The sequence below is a fragment of the Salinisphaera orenii subsp. halophila YIM 95161 genome, from assembly GCF_003732545.1.
In the GTDB taxonomy this organism is placed as follows: domain Bacteria; phylum Pseudomonadota; class Gammaproteobacteria; order Nevskiales; family Salinisphaeraceae; genus Salinisphaera; species Salinisphaera orenii_A.
The window spans coordinates 51589-70361 of record NZ_AYKF01000121.1; the positions used below are offsets into that span (position 1 = coordinate 51589).

13 protein-coding genes are annotated in these 18773 nt (G+C 69.4%); 4 read left to right on the forward strand and 9 right to left on the reverse strand.

The features are described 5' to 3' along the window. Positions 1 to 21: 21 nt before the first annotated feature. The 8 genes from SAHL_RS15090 to SAHL_RS15125 form a co-directional block, all read right to left on the reverse strand. Complete coding sequence (locus SAHL_RS15090) at positions 22 to 612, reverse strand: sarcosine oxidase subunit gamma (protein ID WP_184947752.1); 591 nt, start codon at positions 610 to 612, stop codon at positions 22 to 24. Further along, on the reverse strand, positions 536 to 3607 hold the full coding sequence (locus tag SAHL_RS15095) for a sarcosine oxidase subunit alpha family protein (RefSeq protein WP_123592245.1): 3072 nt from the start codon (positions 3605 to 3607) through the stop codon (positions 536 to 538). Before SAHL_RS15095 ends, SAHL_RS15090 begins: the two co-directional genes overlap by 77 nt. Further along, entirely contained in the window at positions 3604 to 3885 is a 282-nt protein-coding gene (locus tag SAHL_RS15100) for a sarcosine oxidase subunit delta (protein ID WP_123592286.1), read from the reverse strand. Before SAHL_RS15100 ends, SAHL_RS15095 begins: the two co-directional genes overlap by 4 nt. Positions 3886 to 3903: 18 nt before the next feature. Next, positions 3904 to 5154, reverse strand: a complete 1251-nt coding sequence (locus SAHL_RS15105; RefSeq protein WP_123592246.1) for a sarcosine oxidase subunit beta family protein — start codon at positions 5152 to 5154, stop codon at positions 3904 to 3906. Positions 5155 to 5265: 111 nt separating this feature from the next. Continuing rightward, complete coding sequence (locus SAHL_RS15110) at positions 5266 to 6639, reverse strand: L-serine ammonia-lyase (RefSeq protein ID WP_123592247.1); 1374 nt, start codon at positions 6637 to 6639, stop codon at positions 5266 to 5268. A gap of 153 nt (positions 6640 to 6792) precedes the next feature. After that, entirely contained in the window at positions 6793 to 7740 is a 948-nt protein-coding gene (locus tag SAHL_RS15115) for a tetrahydrofolate dehydrogenase/cyclohydrolase catalytic domain-containing protein (RefSeq protein WP_123592248.1), read from the reverse strand. Between the two features lie 11 nt (positions 7741 to 7751). Continuing rightward, positions 7752 to 10367 (reverse strand): GcvT family protein, encoded by a 2616-nt coding sequence (locus SAHL_RS15120; RefSeq protein WP_123592249.1) that lies wholly within the window; start codon positions 10365 to 10367, stop codon positions 7752 to 7754. 47 nt (positions 10368 to 10414) lie between these two features. Beyond that, positions 10415 to 11395 carry a methylenetetrahydrofolate reductase gene (locus SAHL_RS15125; protein ID WP_123592250.1) on the reverse strand — a complete coding sequence of 327 codons (981 nt, stop codon included), beginning with the start codon at positions 11393 to 11395 and terminating at the stop codon, positions 10415 to 10417. A 457-nt stretch (positions 11396 to 11852) separates the two neighbouring features. Here SAHL_RS15125 and SAHL_RS15130 point away from each other — a divergent pair, with 457 nt between their 5' ends. Further along, on the forward strand, positions 11853 to 13172 hold the full coding sequence (locus SAHL_RS15130) for a glycine cleavage T C-terminal barrel domain-containing protein (protein WP_221177990.1): 1320 nt from the start codon (positions 11853 to 11855) through the stop codon (positions 13170 to 13172). Between the two features lie 172 nt (positions 13173 to 13344). Here the strand turns inward: SAHL_RS15130 and SAHL_RS15135 are convergent, their stop codons facing one another. Further along, positions 13345 to 14589 carry a pyridoxal phosphate-dependent aminotransferase gene (locus SAHL_RS15135; protein ID WP_123592251.1) on the reverse strand — a complete coding sequence of 415 codons (1245 nt, stop codon included), beginning with the start codon at positions 14587 to 14589 and terminating at the stop codon, positions 13345 to 13347. 200 nt (positions 14590 to 14789) lie between these two features. Here SAHL_RS15135 and SAHL_RS15140 point away from each other — a divergent pair, with 200 nt between their 5' ends. The 3 genes from SAHL_RS15140 to SAHL_RS15150 all read left to right on the forward strand — a co-directional run bounded on the left by SAHL_RS15140 (position 14790) and on the right by SAHL_RS15150 (position 18560). Beyond that, positions 14790 to 15791 (forward strand): D-2-hydroxyacid dehydrogenase, encoded by a 1002-nt coding sequence (locus SAHL_RS15140; RefSeq protein ID WP_123592288.1) that lies wholly within the window; start codon positions 14790 to 14792, stop codon positions 15789 to 15791. A gap of 94 nt (positions 15792 to 15885) precedes the next feature. Next, positions 15886 to 17337 carry an NAD-dependent succinate-semialdehyde dehydrogenase gene (locus SAHL_RS15145; RefSeq protein WP_123592252.1) on the forward strand — a complete coding sequence of 484 codons (1452 nt, stop codon included), beginning with the start codon at positions 15886 to 15888 and terminating at the stop codon, positions 17335 to 17337. Between the two features lie 203 nt (positions 17338 to 17540). Next, positions 17541 to 18560 (forward strand): histone deacetylase family protein, encoded by a 1020-nt coding sequence (locus SAHL_RS15150; RefSeq protein ID WP_123592253.1) that lies wholly within the window; start codon positions 17541 to 17543, stop codon positions 18558 to 18560. Positions 18561 to 18773: the final 213 nt, after the last annotated feature.

Consider the following 18773-nt stretch of genomic DNA (forward strand, 5'->3'; position numbering starts at 1 on the left):
GCGTGGCCCAGCAGCCGCGGCTCAACGAAGCGATGCGCCGTTGCCCACGTCGCGGGCGGCGTCGTCCAGCCAGGACCAGATATAGTCCGCCATGCTGCGACGCACGATGACATGGAAGCGCGGCGATGCATCGCGCTGGGCCAGGATCACGTCGGCCTTGGCCAGCAGTGTCTGGGCGCTGTCGCCGGGGCCGAAGACGCGCGGATGCAGGTCCACCGAGCAACCGCGGGCGAGCAGCGCCCGCGCCTGCGACCCGGCGATCTCCAGCGTGGCGTAGCCGCTGCTGACATCCGTCGCGGTGGCGAACAGATTGCCGAAGGCCGCACGCAGCCGCGCCTGGAGCGAGACGGCGTCGTCCGGCGGTGTGACCAGCAGCCATTCGTTGGGCGCAAGCCATATCGCCGACAGCGACTCGCCCATCGTCATCGTGTTGGGCGTCAGCGGCAGGTCGAGGCCGGTGACCGTGCGCACGGCCTCCACGAAGGCCGCCTGCTCCGGCTGTCCGCGCAGATTGAGATACCCGCGCGCCGGGCGTTCACGCATCGACAGCGCCGGCCGGTGGGCGCTCGGGACGGCGGTCAGGGCGCTCTGCGTTTCGGTCTGTTCGGTCATGCGGACGCCTCCCTGGGGCATCGAGAAAAACAGGTTCGGTGATGCGTGCGGCCAGCACGCGGCCATCGGCCAGCGGCGCGAACACGCGCTGCCCGATCCGGTCGCGGCCGCCGTCCACGAGCGCGAGCGCGATCGAGCGCCCCACCCGCGCGCTGGCGTAGCTGGACGTCACCCAGCCGACCATGGGCAGCGGCAACGGTCCATCCGGAACATCCACGAGCTGGGCGCCCTCGGGCAGCACGGCCGCCGGCTCATCGGTCAGCAGCCCGACCAGTTGACGACGATCCCCGCGCTGGAGGTGCGGCCGCGCCAGCGAGCGCCGGCCGATGAAATCCTTCTTGGTGCTGACCAGGCCGGCCATGCCCAGATCATCGGGGGTCACCGAGCCGTCGGTATCCTGCCCGACGATGACGAAGCCCTTCTCCGCCCGCAGGACGTGCATGGCCTCGGTGCCGTAGGGCGTCGCACCGTAGCGCTCGCCGGCGGCCATCACGGCCTCCCAGAGGCGCTGGCCGTGCGCGGCCGGCACGCTGATCTCGAACGAGAGTTCACCGGTGAAGCTCACGCGTGCCACGCGGGCCGCCACGCCGACGGCGGTGCACTCGCGGATCGACATGAACGGCATGGCTTCGGCCGACAGGTCGACGTCCGCACACAGCTCGCCGACGAGGTCACGGCTGTAGGGGCCGGCGACCGAGACGGTGGCCCAGTGGTCCGTGACCGAAGTCAGATGGACTTCGAGATCGGTCCACTCGGTCTGCAGCCAGCGCTCGAGCCGCGCCATGACGTTCGCGGCGCCGCCGGTGGTCGTGGTCATCAGATAGTGGTGCTCGGCCAGCCGCGCGGTCACGCCGTCGTCCATGACCATGCCGTCCTCGTCGAGCATCAGGCCGTAGCGACAGCGGCCGACGGCCAGTTTCCGCCAGTTGTTGGTGTAGACCCGTTCCAGCAGGGTCACCGCATCGGGTCCGTGGATATCGATCTTGCCGAGCGTTGAATAATCCAGCACGCCCACGGCGTGATGGGTGGCCAGGCATTCGCGATCGACGGCCTGCTGCATCGTCTCGCCGGGCCGGGGGTAGTAGCGCGCCCGCTTCCACTGGCCGACGTTCTCGAACACCGCACCGCGCGCGACGTGCCACGCGTGCATCGGCGTATGGCGGGTGGCGTCCAGCAGCGCGCCGACATCGCGTCCGGCGATCGCGCCGAAGGTCACGGGCGTGTAGGCCGGCCGGAAGGTCGTGGTGCCCACCTCGGCCAGCGGCCGGCCGAGCTTTTCGGCCACGATGCCCATGCCGTTGATGTTGCCGAGCTTGCCCTGGTCGGTGCCGAAACCCAGCGCGGTGTAACGCTTGACGTGCTCGATCGCGGTGTAGTTCTCGCGGATCGCCAGATGCAGATCGGCGGCGGTGGTGTCGTTCTGATAGTCCACGAATTGCTTGGGCCCGCGCGAGACCGGCTTGAATCCGGGCACGAGCCAGCACGGCAGCAGCGGTTGTTCGTCGGCCGCGGCCGCGCTCGGCAAGACGGTGGCCGGGGCCTCGAAGCCGCAGGCGGACGCGGCGGCGACCCCCGCCTCGTTGCCCTCGAGCAGGCAGCCGGCCGTATCCCAGGTGCCCCGCGCCGCGCCGGCCGAGCGCTCGGCCTGGACCGGATCGCCCGGCACGAAGCAGGCACGATCCGTATCGAATCGCGGCCGTGCACCGGACTGCGACTGCAGATGCACCACCGGGCTCCAGCCGCCGGAGACGGCCAGCAGGTCGCAGTCCAGTCGCGGGCCCTCGTCTTCGATCCGGCCGGCGTCGGCCGACAGGCGCGCGGTGCGTACCGAGGCGAGCCGACGCCGACCGCGGGCATCCGGCACGACGTGGCCGGCGAACACGCGCAGGCCGGCCGCACGCGCGGCCTCGTGCCACGCACCCGAGGGATCCGTGCGGACGTCGACCACGCCGGCGACGTCGATGCCGGCGCGCTGCATGTCCAGCGCACTGCGATAGCCGTTGTCGTTGTTGGCGAACACCACGGCACGTCGCCCCGGCGCGACGCCGTAACGGTTGACGTAGCTGGATACCGCCGAGGCCAGCATCACGCCCGGCCGGTCGTTGTTGCCGAAGACCAGCGGCCGTTCTATGGCGCCGGTGGCGATCACGACCTGCTTCGCGCGCAGCCGCCACAGCCGCTCCCGCGGCCCGATGGCATCGGTGGCCGGCAGATGATCGGTCAGACGCTCGACCAGCGTCAGGAAGTTGTGGTCGTAATAGCCGAACACGGTCGCACGCGGCAGCAGGGTGACCTCGGGCATGGCCGCGAGCTCGGCCCGGACACGTGCGATCCAGTGCGTCGACGGCGCGCCGTCGATGTGTTCGGCGGCGGACAGCAGGCTGCCGCCGAACTCACTGCCCTCATCGGCGAGGATGACCCGTGCGCCGCTGTACCCGGCGGCCAGCGCCGCGGACAGTCCCGCGGGGCCGGCGCCGACGACCAGCACGTCGCAGTGGGCGTTGATCCGGTCGTAGCGGTCCGCGTCGGCATCGTCGGGGGCGTACCCCAGGCCGGCGCCCGCGCGGATGACGTGCTCGTAGTGCTTCCAGCCGGAAGCCGGCCATTTGAACGTCTTGTAGTAGAAGCCGGCCGGCAGCAGCCGCGAGGCACGGTCGAGCACCGCCGTCAGATCGGTTTCCGCGCTCGGCCAGCCGTTGACCGTGCGCGCGCTCAGGCCGTAGTGGAGCTCGGTCTGGGTCGCCCGCTGTACCGGCCGGGTGCGCGCACCGCAGCCCAGCTGCAGGATCGCGTTGGGCTCCTCGGCGCCGGCGGCCACGATCCCGCGCGGCCGGCGATACTTGAAGCTTCGGGCCACGATGTCCACGCCGTTGGCGATCAGGGCCGAGGCCAGGGTATCGCCGGCGTATCCGGCCATCGGCCGGCCATTGAAGGTGAATTCGAGGCGCCGGTCGCGATCAATGCGCCCGCCCGATGCCAGTCGATAGCCGCTCATGCGTCGAACCCCGGCCGCGGTTCACCCATGCGATACACGCGGTGGATGCGGTAGGTCACGGTGTCGCGCGCGACGTTGAACCAGCGCCGACAGCCGTGGCTGTGACACCACTGCTCGGACTGCAGACCCCGGGTGTTGGTGTGAAAGAACAGATAGTCGCCCCAGGCCGCGTCACTGACGGCGTCGGGTTCGGGCGGACGCGTGATGTGCGCCTCGCCGCCGTAGGTGAATTCCTCCTCGTCGCGCGGTCCGCACCAGGGGCATTCGAGCTGCAGCATGGCCATGTCCTCCGGGGGTCAGTGGGCGACGCCGGCGGCGCCGTGCTCGTCGATCAGATGGCCGGTCACGAACCGGTCGAGCGAAAAGGGCGCGTTGAGCTCATGCGGGGCGTCATGCGCGATGGTGTGGGCGAACGCCCAGCCGGAGCCCGGGGTGGCCTTGAAACCGCCGGTCCCCCAGCCGCAGTTGAAATACAGCCCGTCCACCGGTGTCTTGCCAAGAATCGGACAGGCGTCCGGGGTGACGTCCACGATCCCGCCCCACTGGCGCAGCATGCGCATGCGCGAAAAGATCGGGAACAGCTCCTTGATCGCCGCCAGCGTGTGTTCCACCACCGGAAAGCTGCCGCGCTGACCGTAGCCCTGATAGGCGTCGATGCCGGCGCCGATGACCAGTTCGCCCTTGTCCGACTGGCTGACATAGCCGTGGACCTGGTTGGACATGATCACCGAGTCCAGCACCGGCTTGACCGGCTCGGACACCAGCGCCTGCAGCGGATGCGAGGTCACCGGCAGCCGGAAGCCGGCCATGTCGGCGAGCACGCTGGCGTGGCCGGCGACGACCACCCCCACTTTCGGCGCCGCGATGAAGCCGCGGCTGGTCTCGACGCCGGTCACCCGGCCGTCCTCGCGGCGAATGCCCGTGACCTCGCAGTTCTGGATGATGTCGACGCCGCGGGCATCCGCAGCCCGCGCCAGGCCCCAGGCCACGCCGTCGTGGCGGGCGACGCCCGCGCGGCGCTGCAGCGAGGCGCCCAGGATCGGATAGCGCGCGTCCGGCGAGGTATTGATCGCCGGCACCATGGCCTTGATCTGCTCCGGCGTGACGAACTCGGCGTCGATGCCGTTGAGACGGTTCGCGTTGACCCGCCGCCAGGTATCGCGCACGTCCTGGAGCGTATGCGCGAGGTTGAACACGCCGCGCTGCGAAAACATCACGTTGTAGTTGATGTCCCGGGTCAGCCCCTCCCACAGCCGGAGCGACTTGTCGTACAGCCAGGCGGCCTCGTCCCAGAGATAATTGGAGCGCACGATCGTCGTGTTGCGGCCGGTGTTGCCGCCGCCGAGCCAGCCCTTCTCCAGCACGGCGACGTTGGTGAGGCCGTGGTTCTTCGCCAGGTAATAGGCCGTGGCCAGACCGTGCCCGCCGCCGCCGACCACGATGGCGTCATAACGCGGTTTCGGCTCCGGCGATCGCCAGGCCTGCTGCCAGTTCTCGTGGTGCGAGAGCGCGTTGCGCACGAGACTGAGGATGGAATAGCGGTTCATGACGTTCTCCGTCTGCAACTGCGGGCCCGCGCGAGCCGACGCCGCGGCGTCTCGGCCGAACGCGCCCGAATCGCCGCTACAGTCGATGCGGTGGTGTGACGGCGGCGCATCTCAGCACTCGATCACGTTGACGGCGAGACCGCCGCGGGCGGTCTCCTTGTAGCGGCTGCTCATGTCCGCGCCGGTGTCGCGCATGGTCCGGATGACCTTGTCCAGCGACACGCAGTGGCGGCCGTCGCCGCGCAGGGCCATGCGGGCGGCGTTGATGGCCTTGATCGCGCCCATGGCGTTGCGTTCGATGCAGGGCACCTGCACCAGCCCGCCAACCGGGTCGCAGGTCAGCCCCAGGTTGTGCTCCATGCCGATCTCGGCGGCGTTCTCGACCTGCGCCGGGCTGCCGCCCAGCCGCTCGGCTAGCGCACCGGCGGCCATGGAGCAGGCCACGCCGACCTCGCCCTGACAGCCGACCTCGGCGCCCGAGATCGAGGCGTTCTGCTTGTAGAGCGCGCCGATGGCTCCGGCGGTCAGCAGAAAGCGCACGATGCCGTCGTCGTTCGCGCCGTCGATGAAGCGGACGTAGTAGTGCAGCACCGCCGGAACGATCCCCGCGGCCCCGTTGGTGGGCGCGGTCACCACCCGGCCGCCGGCGGCGTTTTCCTCGTTGACCGCCAGCGCGTACAGATTGACCCAGTCCAGCGTCGCGAGGCCGTCCACCGCCGCATCTTCAGCGCGCAGCGAGAGGTCCCGGTACAGTCCCGGCGCGCGGCGGCGCACCCGCAGCGGCCCGGGCAGCTCGCCCGGCGTGACCAGACCGTGGGCGACGCAGTCGGCCATGGCCCGCCAGATCGCCAGCAGCCCGGCGCGCACCTCGGTCTCGTCGCGCAGCGCGGATTCGTTGGCCAGCATCACATCGCTGATGTCCGCCGATTGCGCCGTGCACAGCGAGAGCAGGCCGTCGGCGCTGTCGAACGCATACGGCACGCCCCCGGCGGCGGCCGGCTCGGGCTCGGCGGCGCCGGCCTCGACCACGAAACCGCCGCCGACCGAATACCAGGTCCGCTCGCACAACAGCGCCCCGTCGCCGTCCCGGGCGGTCAGGCGCAGGCCGTTCGGATGCGCCGGCAGGCTTTCATCCGGGTTGAAGATCACATCGCACGCGGCGTCGAAGTCGATGCGGTGACCGCCGGCCAGCGTCAGGACGCGGTCCGCCCGGACGGCGGCGATGCGCGCGTCGACCGTGTCCGGATCGACGCTCTCGGGCCGCTCGCCGGCCAGACCCAGCATCACCGCTCGATCGCTGCCGTGACCCCGACCGGTCGCGCCCAGCGAGCCGAACAGCTCCGCGGTGACACGTGCCACATCGGCGCGCGGCGGCGCCGCACTCAGGCCCTCGGCAAAGGTGAGCGCCGCCCGCATCGGGCCGACCGTGTGCGAACTGGAGGGCCCGATGCCGATGCGGAAGAGCTCGAATACGCTGATGGACATGATCGGTGATTCCTTGAACGACCGGTGGCCCGACGGCACCCGAGCCGAACCCTGTGAATAGAGGCTAACGGCCCTGGCGGCCGCGACTTGTGCTGTAACGACACGGGCTTGCCCATGAACGACCCAGCCCCGGGCGCAGCCGCGAACAGCGGCCTACACCGCCAGCCCGGCCACCAGCGCGGCAGCCGGTGAGGACGGCGCGAGCGGGGCCCTGGCGGTCGGCCTCTCGGCCTGTCCCCGTGCCAGCGCGAACGCCGCCTCGAGAACGCGGACGTGGGCCAGCGGCGCGATGTCGCCGACAAGACTCGCCATGGCACCGGCACGGCGCGCGGCCGCGGGCTGCACGTCGCCGACGACACGCAGCCGCCCCGACAGGCCGTCGCCGCCGCGCGTCTGTCCCAGATCGATCACCACCGCCCCGCTCCGGATCCAGCGCTCGGGCACCATCTTCGGGCGATCGAGAGCGGCGATCACGATATCCGCGGCGCGACACAGCGCCGGCAGGCCACGCGTCAGCGGGTGCGCCAGGGTCGCGGTGCAGCCGTCGCGCAGCAGCGGCTCGGCGATGGCCGGCCCCGGCCCGTGCGTGGCACCGATCACTACAGCGCGCCTGCCGAAGGCGCCCGCGGGCAGAACCGCCCCGAGCCAGACCCGACAAGCCGCCGCCGCTCCGGGCGGCAGGCGGCTGTCGCCGTCGGCGGCGTACGCCGGCCCGTCGCCCGCGGCCCGGGCCAGATCCTTGTCCGGCGGCAACGCCGCGCGTACCGCCGCCGGGTCAATGTGATCGGGCAGCGCGGTGCCAATCAGAATGGCGTGCACATCGGCGTTCGCGCCCAGGGCCGCGATCCGCTCCAGCAGTTCGGGCTCGCCGATCTCGCCCGGCAGATCATCGACGCTGACCCGCAGGCCAACGCGCTGCGCCCGGTGCTGCAGCGCGGCGGTCCGCGCCCGATCGGCGGCGGTGCTGCCGATATCGAGTACGGCCAGACACGGCGTCTCCCCGGGATGATCGGCGAGCGCCCGCTGCAGACGGGCCGCGCGAGCTGCGGCCAGCACCCGACTCTCCTGGGGATGGGGCCGGCAATCGTTGACGAAGGACATGGCGATTCTCCTCAGGCGCTTTCCAGGGCGGGTTCCGCCGGCGCGGGATGCGCCGGCGCGGACGGGGATTTCAGGCGTTCGTTGTGCGGGTCGTAGAGCGCGCGGCAGCCGACCGCATCGACCCGGATCGGATACTGTTCGCCGAAGTACTCGAGCCGCAGCTCCTGGCCGATGCAGGCGTAGGCGGCGGGCAGATAGGCGAGCGCGATGTTGGCGCCGACCGAGGGCCCGTAGGCCAGACTGGCGGCATAGGAGCGCCGCCCCAGCGTATCCACCGGCACCTCGCCGCTCTCCGGATCGATGAGCGGCCACTGGCCGACCGGGTAACGGGCCACGCCCTCGGCGTCGACGTTGTCCAGCAGCGTCAGCGTGCACAGATAGGCGGGCTGGCACTCGCGCCCGCGCTGTTCCAGATAGGCGGCCCGGCCGTGGAAGTCCGCGCTCTTGACCTTCGGCCGGGCGAGACCGGCCTCGCACAGGTTGTAGTCGGTCAGCAGATCCACGTTCTGCAGCCGCAGGCTCTTCTCGAGCCGTCGCGAGTTGGCGTAGGTCTCGATGCCGACCGGGGTCACACCGGCCTCGAACAGCAGATCCCAGACCGCCAGCCCGTAGGAGAACGGCATGTACAGCTCCCAGCCGTACTCGCCGACATAGGAGATTCGAAACGCCCATACCGGCATGCCGCGCAGGCGGATCTCGCGCGCGCTCGCGAACGGCAGGCGGTCGTCGTCCAGCAGCCGCGGGTCGTCGACGAGCGCGGCGAGCGTGGCATGGGCGTTCGGCCCCCAGAGGCCGAGCGTGGCGAGCGTGTCGGTGCGGTCGTCGATGGCCACACGCGCCCCGCGATCCTCGCGCATCCGCTGTATCCAGACCCGGTCGCGATGGCCGGTGTCGCCGCCGCAGATCACGCGGTAGGCCTCAGTCGCCAATCGCACGACGGTGAGATCGGACCGCACGCCGCCGTGGGCGTCGAGAAAATGCGTATACACGCCCTTGCCGATCGGCGTGGAGCCGCCCACCCGGGCGACCGACAGATACTCGAGCAAGGCCTCCGCATCCGGCCCGGAGACATCGAAGATGGCGAAATGGGACAGGTTGATCATGCCCACGTCGTCGGCGAGCTTGAGGTGCTCGGCGTTGGACACGCGCCAGAAATGCCGGGCATCCCACTCGGCGGCGCGTTCGGGCACGCGATCGCCGTAGGTCTCGAGCAGATGCGCGTTGGCGGCATAGCCGTGCGCGCGCTCCCAGCCGGCGGCCTCCATGAAGTGTCCGCCGAGTTCGCGCTCGCGCGGCCAGAACGGACTGCGGCGCAGGTCGCGCCCGCTGGCGTAGGGCTCGCGCGGATGAACGGCCGGATCGTAGACTTTGCGGGCGGTCTCGCGGGCGCGGCCGAAGACATGGGCCGGCGTCTTCTGCACCGGATAGAAGCGGGCGATATCGATGCCGCAGGGATCGACCGCCGGCCGGCCGTGGGTCATCCAGTCCGCCAGGACCTTGCCCATGCCGGGCCCGTCCTTGACCCAGACGGCCTCTCCGAACCAGAGCCCGCGCGTCTCCGGCGACTCGCCCAGCAGCGAGCCGCCGTCGGCCGAGATCGACATGAGCCCGTTGAACGAGGCCTTCTCGTCCCAGCCGAGCTCGCCCAGGATCGGCGTCATCTCGATCGCGCGCTCGTAGCCGCTCATCACCTGTTCGATATCGAGATCGCGCATCGAGGGCGACATCCGCGCGGCATCCGGCTCGGCGATGTCGGCGGGCTGCACCAGCCGCGGCTCGGTGGGTTCGTAGTAGCCCCATTCCAGCTTGCCGCCCTCGGCGGTGGCCGGGTCGCCGGTATCGCGCATATAGGACGAGTTGCCCTGATCGCGGAACAGCGGATACCCGATCTCGCGGCCGGTCCCGGCGAAGGTGTCGAAGGGCCCGAAGAACATCAGCGGATGCTCGAACGGCATCAGCGGCAGCGCGGCACCGGCCATGGCGGCCAGCGGCGGCCCCCAGATGCCCGCCGACAGCACCACGACGTCGGTGCGGATATAGCCCCGGCGGGTCTCGACGCCGCAGACCCGGCCGTTGCGGACGTCGATATCCAGCGCCGGCGTGTGGCCGAAGGTCTGCAGCCGGCCGCTGGCCACGGCACGCTCGATCAGCACGCCGGCGACGCGCTGGGAGCGCGGCACCACCAGCCCCGCGTCCGGGTCCCACATCGCGCCCTGGATCAGGTCCTGCTCCAGCAGCGGGAACCGTCGCTTGGCTTCCGCCGGGCCGATCAGCGAGACGTTGGTACCGAAGGCCTTGCCCGAGCCGACCTTGCGCTCGAGCTCGGCCATCCGCGCGTCGTCGCCCACACGGGCGACCTCCAGGCCGCCGACCCGGCTGTAATGGCCGAGCGACTCGTAGAACTGCCGGCTGTAGACCGTGGTGTAGCACGACATGCGGTCGTGCGAGGTCATGTAGCAGAAGTCGGAGGCGTGCGAGGTGGAGCTGATGTCCGACGGCACCGCCGACTTGTCCAGCCCGACGATGTTCGACCAGCCCTGTTCGATCAGGTGATGGGCGACCGAGGCGCCGACGATGCCGCCCTGGCCGACGATCACCACATCCGCTTGTTCGGGTAACTTAGACATGCTCGATCTCCTGAGCCTGAAGATGCGGTCCGAATGATTCCGGCGCGCTAGGCGCGACCGTCGGGCGCGGCCGATGACGGCGAACCCGAGACACCGACGTCGCCGGCGGTGGAGGCGAGCGTCGACAGGCGCTTTCGGCGCCAGGCTTCGGTGCTGTCGACCTGATTGAACGTGTTGATATGCAAGCCGGCGACGTTCAGCTCCGGCGCCGCCAGCAGGGGCGCCAGGTCATCCAGCAGCGCGTCCGGCGTGAATTGCGAGGGGCCCGTCAACCGTCCCCACATGCGCTTGTTGCCGCGCAGAAAGCGTGTCGAGTCGCCCAGACCGATGCGCAGCGCGATGCCCAGCAGCCGGCGCCGCTCGATCACCCCGGGAATGCCGACATGCATCGGCAGACCGACCCCGCGGCCACGCGCGCCCTGCAGCCAGTCGCGGATCCGTGCCGCATCGAAACACAGCTGCGTGACCATGTGACCGGCGAGGAAGCACTTGGCGTCCAGCGCCTCGTCCAGCGTCTCGGCCGCGATGAGGGCGTGCCCCTCCGGATAGCAGGGCACCCCGACGCTGCGCAGGCCGGGCGCGATCTCGGCCAGTGCCTCGATCAGCCGGCATCCGTGATCGAACGGCCCGGCGACATGATCGCCGTCGCCGCCGACGACGAAGACGTCCCGTACCCCCGCCTCGGTCAGCCGGCTCATGCCGGTCTCGAGATGGCTGCGGCTGGAAAAACGCCGGGCCGCGAGATGCGGCACGGCCACATGCCCGAGGGCCGCGACCTGCGCCGCCAGTTCGACGGTCGCATCGATCCCGCGGGTCGGCGAGCAGGTCACGGTCACGACCGCATGGGCCGGCAGCGCCCGCGCGGCCTCGAGCGCGCCGCGCATGGGAATGATCTCGTATCGCGGTCGCCGTAGCGCCCGGCTCAGGGCCTGCTCGGCCGTCATGACCCGGCGCGCTTCGTCGGCGGTGCCACCGGGGGCTGACGCCCCCGCCGGTTCGCGGCGCTTTTCGTTGCAGAACGGTGTCACGGCGACGCGCCTCCTCGAGCGATTCCAAGCCGCCGCGAGCGGGCCCCGGATCGGGCTCGCTCACGGTTCGTACGCCAGCCAAATTACGCGGGCCTCGGGCGCGGCAAAGGCCTGATCGCGACCACCACGATCGAAAATGCGTCATCGCCGGATCGCGTCGACGGCGCCTCGCCCCCTTGCGGACGACGCTCGACGGCGGCCATGTCGGCCGCGCGGCGCCGCCGCCCGGAATCGGCCCGCATGTCGCGGTGAACTAATCCGATGTCGTGCCTGCAACGCTCGCGCCGGGCGGCCCCGGGTAGCTTGGATTCGCAATGGCATCGGCGAGGTCGTCTCGTCGGCCCGCTGTGGTCGGTGCGCCCGATCGATTCGCGCTAACGCGGCGATCCCGCCATGTCGCCCCGGTCCGCTTGCAAGAACGGCGGCCTGCGTCTCAGACCTTTCAGGAGAAAAATCCATGCACTCCGCGAACAACATGAATCATCAGCAGAACATCGATCAGCGTGACCGCCATGTGCCGGTCAACCTGCGTCAGAGCGGCGACCCGGGCATCCAGATGCTCATGTCGACGCGGGTGCGCAAGTCGCCCTACTGGCATCTGTCGGTCGAGGCCGGCTGCTGGCGCGCGACCGTCTACAACCGCATGTATCACCCGCGCGGCTATGTGCGCCCCGAGGACGGCGGCGCCATGATCGAGTACCGCGCGCTGATCAACGACGTCACCCTGTGGAACGTCGCGGTCGAGCGTCCGATCCGGGTCAAGGGGCCGGACGCCGAGGCGTTCTGTGACTACGTTTGCACACGCGACGTGACGCGCGTCGCCCCGATGCGCGGCCGCTACGTCGTGCTCTGCGACGCCGAGGGCCACGTGCTCAACGATCCGGTGATGCTGCGCCTGTCCTACGACGAATTCTGGTTCACGATCAGTGACTCCGATCTCGCCTACTGGTTCAAGGGTGTGAACATCGCCCGGGATTTCGACGTGACGATCGACGAGATCGACGTCTCGCCGCTGCAGATTCAGGGCCCGAAATCCGAGGCGCTGATGATCGACCTCGTCGGCGAAGGCGTGCGCGAGATTCCCTATTACGGCCTGATGGCCGGGATCATCGACGGCGTCGACGTGATCGTCTCGCAGACCGGCTTCACCGGGGAGAAGGGCTACGAGGTCTACGCCTACGATTCGACAGTCAATGCGGAGACGGTCTGGAACGCCATTCTGCGCGCCGGCGAGCCGCACGATCTGATGGTCATCGCCCCGGCGCATCACCGCCGGATCGCCGCCGGCATCCTGTCCTACGGCCAGGACATGGACCACGAAACCAACCCGTTCCAGTGCAACCTCGGCCACATGGTCCCGCGCAAGAAACAGGCGGACTACATCGGCAAGGCCGCACTGGAGCAGACCCGCGAGCAGATCAAAGCCGGCACACCGCCGTTCACGCATCAGCTTGTCGGCCTCAGACTCGGCGGCAAACCGGTCGAGGACTATGCCGCCGACTTCTGGCTTCTGGCCCGGGACGCCGACAGCGAACCGTGCGGTTACATCACCTCGCCGTGGTATTGCCCGGAACTCGACATCAATATCGCCATGGGCTACGTGCCGGTGGAGGATGCGGCGCTCGGCACCGACTTCGTCGCCTGGCTACCGGAGGTCTACCAGCCGATGCCGGGCTATCCGGTCGCAGCCGAAGTCGTCGACATGCCCTTTCGCGAGTCGGTGAACAAGAGCTCGCGCGAGCAGGCGAAGGCGCACGGACGCGACTACGCCTATTGAATCACCTGACCCGATCCGACCCGCCCGCGACATCGCGGGCGGGTTCGACCGCGACCGGGCGGCGTCTCGGCTGCCGTGCCGGGGTCACAGCGGCGGCGCCGGGTGCCCGAGACTCACTGAAACAAGCACGCCGCCGCCATGAATCCCAGCCCCGCCGGCGGCCTGCCCGGAATCAGCTGTAGCCGGCGAGCTCGGGCTGGCGTTCCATCCAGGGCTGCATGCGCGCGAAGGCTTCCTCGATCTTCTCCATGGAGGTGGAGTAGCTGATCCGCAGCAGATCCGAGGAGTGCTCGCCGAAGGCATCGCCCGGAATCACGCAGACGCCGGTCTCCTCCAGCATGCGCATGGCCAGCTTGCCGGCGTCCACACCGTGCGGCAGCGACGGCGCGATGTAGAACGCGCCCTGCGGCCAGTAACCGGTCAGCCCGGGCGTGTCGGCAACCAGATCCACGACCCGGTCACGCCGGCGCGAGTACTCGCGCACCATGCTGTCGACGCAGCTCTGGTCGCCCAGCAGCGCGGCCACGCCCGCCCACTGCGCCGGCGTGCTCGCCACCGTGGTGGTGAACATGTGATAGCGGCGCAGGGTGCGGATGGTGTTCTGGTCGGCCACGATCCAGCCCACCCGCAGGCCGGGCATGGCGTAGGTCTTGGAAAAACTCGAGACCACCGCCACGCCGTCCAGATCCGTGGCGCAGGAGAGCACGCTCGGGTAGTCGATGTCGTCGAGAATCAGCCGGTCGTAGACCTCGTCCGACAGGATCTCGACGCCGCGATAGGCCGCTTCCTGGCAGAGCCATTCGATGGTCTCGCGCGGATAGACCGTACCGGTCGGATTGCTCGGCGAATTGAGCACGATCGCGTGCGTGTTCGGCCCGATCATGTTGATGATGCGCTCGGGGTCGATCTGGTGGCCTTCGCTGGCCTTGGTCGGCACCGTGCGCACCTGGCCGCCGTTCATGCGGATCAGCGGCGCATAAAGCAGGAAGGTCGGGTCGGCGATGATGAACTCGCGCCCGGGCGCGGCCATCGCGGTGATCAGCAGATAGATGCCCTCGGTCGCCCCGGTGGTGACCAGGAAGTTGTCCTCCGAGAGCGTGCTGCGATACTGGTCGTTGTAGTAGTCCTTGAGCGCGGTCAGCAGTTCCGGCAGGCCCGCATCCATGGTGTAGCCGGTCTGGCCGGCCTCCAGCGCGTGAATATGCGCGTCGATGATATGGCGCGGGGTACCGAAGTCCGGCTGGCCGATCGACAGATGCACCACATCGTCGAGTTCGGCAGCGCGGTTGACCATGCGGCGGATGCCCGAGATCGGAATCGCGTGCATGGCCGGATTCCAGACCAGACGATCGCGGACGTAGCGATCCTCCGGATCCGAAGCCAGTACCTGCGTGTCGTTGTCCAGATTCGCGACCATGCCCACCTCTTGCGCGCCGACGGATGGCGGCCCCGCCAACCGGACCGCTAGCCGCGAGCGTAGGCTGGTCCTGCGAGCCCGGTCAAGACAAGTTTTGACGGGCCTCCCGCCGGTATTGACGCTTTGCGAAGGCTCTGGGTAACGTGCCGTATGAATCGATACCGCGCGCACCCCCGTGACCACGCCCTGCGGGGATGCACATGACCGCCTCGAACACGCCACCAGCCGATGCGCATCCGCGCATCACCGTTCTCGGCGGCAGCGCCGAGGGGCCGGCCGGGCTGGACCGGCTCGCCGGGCTCGGCGACATCCGGATCGCCACCGACGAGGCGAGCCTGCGCGACGCCCTGCCCGGCACCGAGATCCTGCTGGTCACCGACTTCCGCACCGACGCCCTCGAGGCCGCCTGGCCGGCCGCGGACCGCCTGCAATGGGTGCACGCGGCCAGCGCCGGTGTCGATCAACTGATGTTCGATGCGCTGATCGAATCGGACATACCGGTGACCAACGCGCAGGGCATCTTCGATCGCAGCATCGCCGAATACGTGCTCGGCGCGATCCTCATGTTCGCCAAGGACACCCGCAACAACATCCGCTATCAGCAGGAGCGGCGCTGGGTGCACCGGGACACCGAAACGGTGGCCGGCAAGCGGGTCCTGGTCGCCGGCGCCGGCTCCATCGGCCGCCGGATCGGCGCGCTGTGCCGGGCCGTCGACATGCACGTGACCGGCATCGCGCGGCGCGCGCGCGAGGCCGACGACGTCTTCGAAGCGATCCACGCCGCCGATGACCTCGACACCCATCTGGCCGAGGCCGACTACGTGGTGGTGGCCGCGCCGCTGACCGAGGCGACCGAGAACTGGTTCGACGCCGGCCGCTTCCGCGCCATGGCCGGGCACGCCCGCTTCATCAACATCGGCCGCGGTCCGATCGTGGTCACCGAAGATCTTGTCGCGGCGCTGAACGACGGCGAGATCGCCGGCGCGGCCCTGGACGTCTTCGAGCAGGAACCGCTGCCGGCCGATCACCCGCTCTGGGGCATGGACAACGTGCTGATGTCGGCCCACATGGCGGGCGATTTCATCGGCTGGCGCGAGGCCTTGATCGATCAGTTCATCGACAACCTCGCGCGCTGGCAGGCCGGCGAACCGCTGTTCAACCGCGTCAGCAAGAAACACGGCTACGCACCCGGCGGCGGCTGACGCCTTTGAAATCCCGCACTCCGCCCCGATGACTGATACACAGGCGCGCGCGACCGCGCCGTCGACTGCCGAACAAACAGGACCGAGGACGCTCATGATCGAATCGTATCTTCTGAAGAATCTCTCCGGGTATATCGACGGCCAGTGGGTCGAGGCGGATTCGGGCGCCACCCTCGAGGTGGCGAACCCGGCCAACGGCAAGACCCTGGCCGAGGTCCCGAAGATGGGCAGCGCGGAGACCCAGCGCGCGATCGCCGCCGCCAAGCGGGCGCTGGCCGAGCCCCGGGACATCGCCACCCGGCGCGAATGGATGGAGGACATCCGGGACGCCCTGGTCGACGAGAAGGAGGAGATCGGCCGCATTCTCTGCCTGGAGCACGGCAAGCCGTGGAAGGAGGCCCAAGGCGAAGTCGAGTACGCCGCGGGCTTTTTCGACTACTGCGCCAAGCACATGGACGTGCTCGAGCCGACGGAGCTGCCGGAGAAGGCCAAGGACTGCACCTGGACGGTCCACCACCGGCCGGTCGGCGTGGTCGGGCTGATCACCCCCTGGAACTTCCCCATCGGCATGATCGCCAAGAAGATCGCCCCGGCGCTGGCCGCCGACTGCCCGAGCGTGATCAAGCCGGCCGGCGAGACGCCGCTGACCATGATCGCGATGTTCCAGCTGCTGCACGAGCGCCTGGACCTGCCGAAGGGCATGGTGAATCTGGTGATGGGCTCCTCCAGCGAGATCGGCGGCGAGCTGTGCAGCTCCACCGACGTGCCCATGCTCTCGTTCACCGGCTCGACCGAGGTCGGCAAGCTGCTCATCGACCAGACCAAGGATCAGGTCAAGAAGCTGGGTCTCGAACTCGGCGGTAACGCGCCGTTCATCGTCTTCGACGATGCGGATCTCGATCTCGCGGCCACGCAGCTCATCGGCAACAAGTTCCGCGGCGGCGGCCAGACCTGCGTCTGCGCCAATCGCATTTACGTGCAGTCCGGTGTGTACCGGGAATTCACCGACAAGGTGGTCGAGAAGGTCAAGGCGCTCAAGGTCGGCGACGGCATGGACGACAACATCGATGTCGGCCCGCTGATCAACAAGGCCGGCTTCGAGAAGGTGCAGAATCACGTCGCGGACGCGCTGTCCAAAGGCGCCGAACTGGTCGCCGGCAAGCATCCGGACGAGCTCGACGCCGACAAGAATCTGTTCTACACGCCCACCGTGATCACCGGCGTGACCCACGACATGGCCTGCTGCAGGGAAGAGACCTTCGGCCCGCTGGTGCCGATGATCGCGTTCGACAACGAGGACGACGCGGTCACGCTCGGCAACACCACGGAGTTCGGGCTGGCCTCCTATGTGTTCACCAACGACGCCAAGCGCGCCGAGAAGACCATCCGCGGCCTGCACTTCGGCCACTGCGGCTGGAACACCGGCACCGGCCCGGCGCCGCATGCGCCCTTCGGCGGCATGAAGCAGTCCGGCATCGGCCGCGAGGGCGGCGATGAAGGCATGCTGGAATTCGTCGAGGCCCAGACGGTGCCGCGCGGCAAGTAGCCCGGTCGCACCACGCGCAGTCGACGGATCGAGGCCGGCGAAGAAATCCTCGCCGGCCTTTTCATGGCTGCCCGTCAAACCGACGCGCAGCCATGGCCGCCGGCCATTGCAGCGCCCGGCCCGGCCGGCGTATGTTGCGGGTCGGACTCCCCGCCCAACCCGTGCGGGCCGCCCCATCTCCCAGAGCAACCGGAACCGACGCAGTGAAAGCCTACTTCGACTCGACCCAGAACGCGCACGTACCCAAGAGCTATCTGACCCGCGGCCAGATGCGCGCGCCCCAGGAGATCCCGGCGCGCACCCCGCCTCTGCTGGCCGCGCTGGAAGGCCTGGACATCGAGATCGGCACCCCGACGGATCACGGCATGGCGCCGATCTCGAAGATTCACGACCTCGGTTATCTGCGCTTCCTCGAGTCCGCACACCGGCGCTGGATGGCGATCCCGGACGACTGGGGCAACGAGGTGATGTCCAACATCTTCGTGCGCTCACCGAATCCCCTCAAGGGCATTCTCGCCGAATCGGCGCGCTACCAGGCCGACGGCAGCTGCCCGATCGGCGAGGACACCTGGGCGGCGGCCTATGCCTCGGCTCAGACCGCGCTCACCGCGGCGGACGACATCCTCGCCGGCGCGGACGCCGCCTACGGCCTGTGCCGCCCGCCGGGCCATCACGCCCGCCGCGACGGCGCCGGCGGCTTCTGCTATCTCAACAATGCCGCGATCGCCGCCGAGGCGCTGCGCGAGAAGTTCCCGCGCGTGGCCGTTCTCGACCCGGACATGCATCACGGTCAAGGCATCCAGGAGATCTTCTGGGAGCGCGACGACGTGCTCTACATCTCCATCCACGGCGATCCGACCAACTTCTACCCGGTGGTCACCGGCCACGAAGACGAGCGCGGCGCAGGCGCCGGCTACGGCTACAACATCAACCTGCCGATGCCGCACGGCTCGCCGGAGCAGGCCTTTTTCGACAAGCTCGACGAGGCGATCGCCGCCATCCGGCTGTTCGACGCCGACGTTCTCGTGCTGCCGCTGGGTTTCGATATCTACAAGGATGACCCGCAGGCCAAGGTCGCGGTCTCCAGCGAAGGCTTCGGGCGCATGGGCCTCGCCATGGCCGGACTCGACATGCCGGTCTGCGTGATCCAGGAAGGCGGCTACGACGTCGACAGCCTGGAGACCAACGCCACGCAGTTCTTCAGCGGCCTGCTCGGGCGATAAGCGCGGCAGGACGCCGTCCGACAGATCCGTGCCGGCACCGCCGGGCGCGGACAGGCGACCACCGGTCCGGCGGTGTCGATCTGTCGCTCGTCGCGGGCTGCGGGCTCCGGGCTCCGGGCTCCGGCAGCGTCCGGCAGGAATGGCGCGCGAAAACCGGCGTCCGGGGCCATCTCCTAGGCCGGGGATTCCCTGATCGGACATACCGGCGCCGAT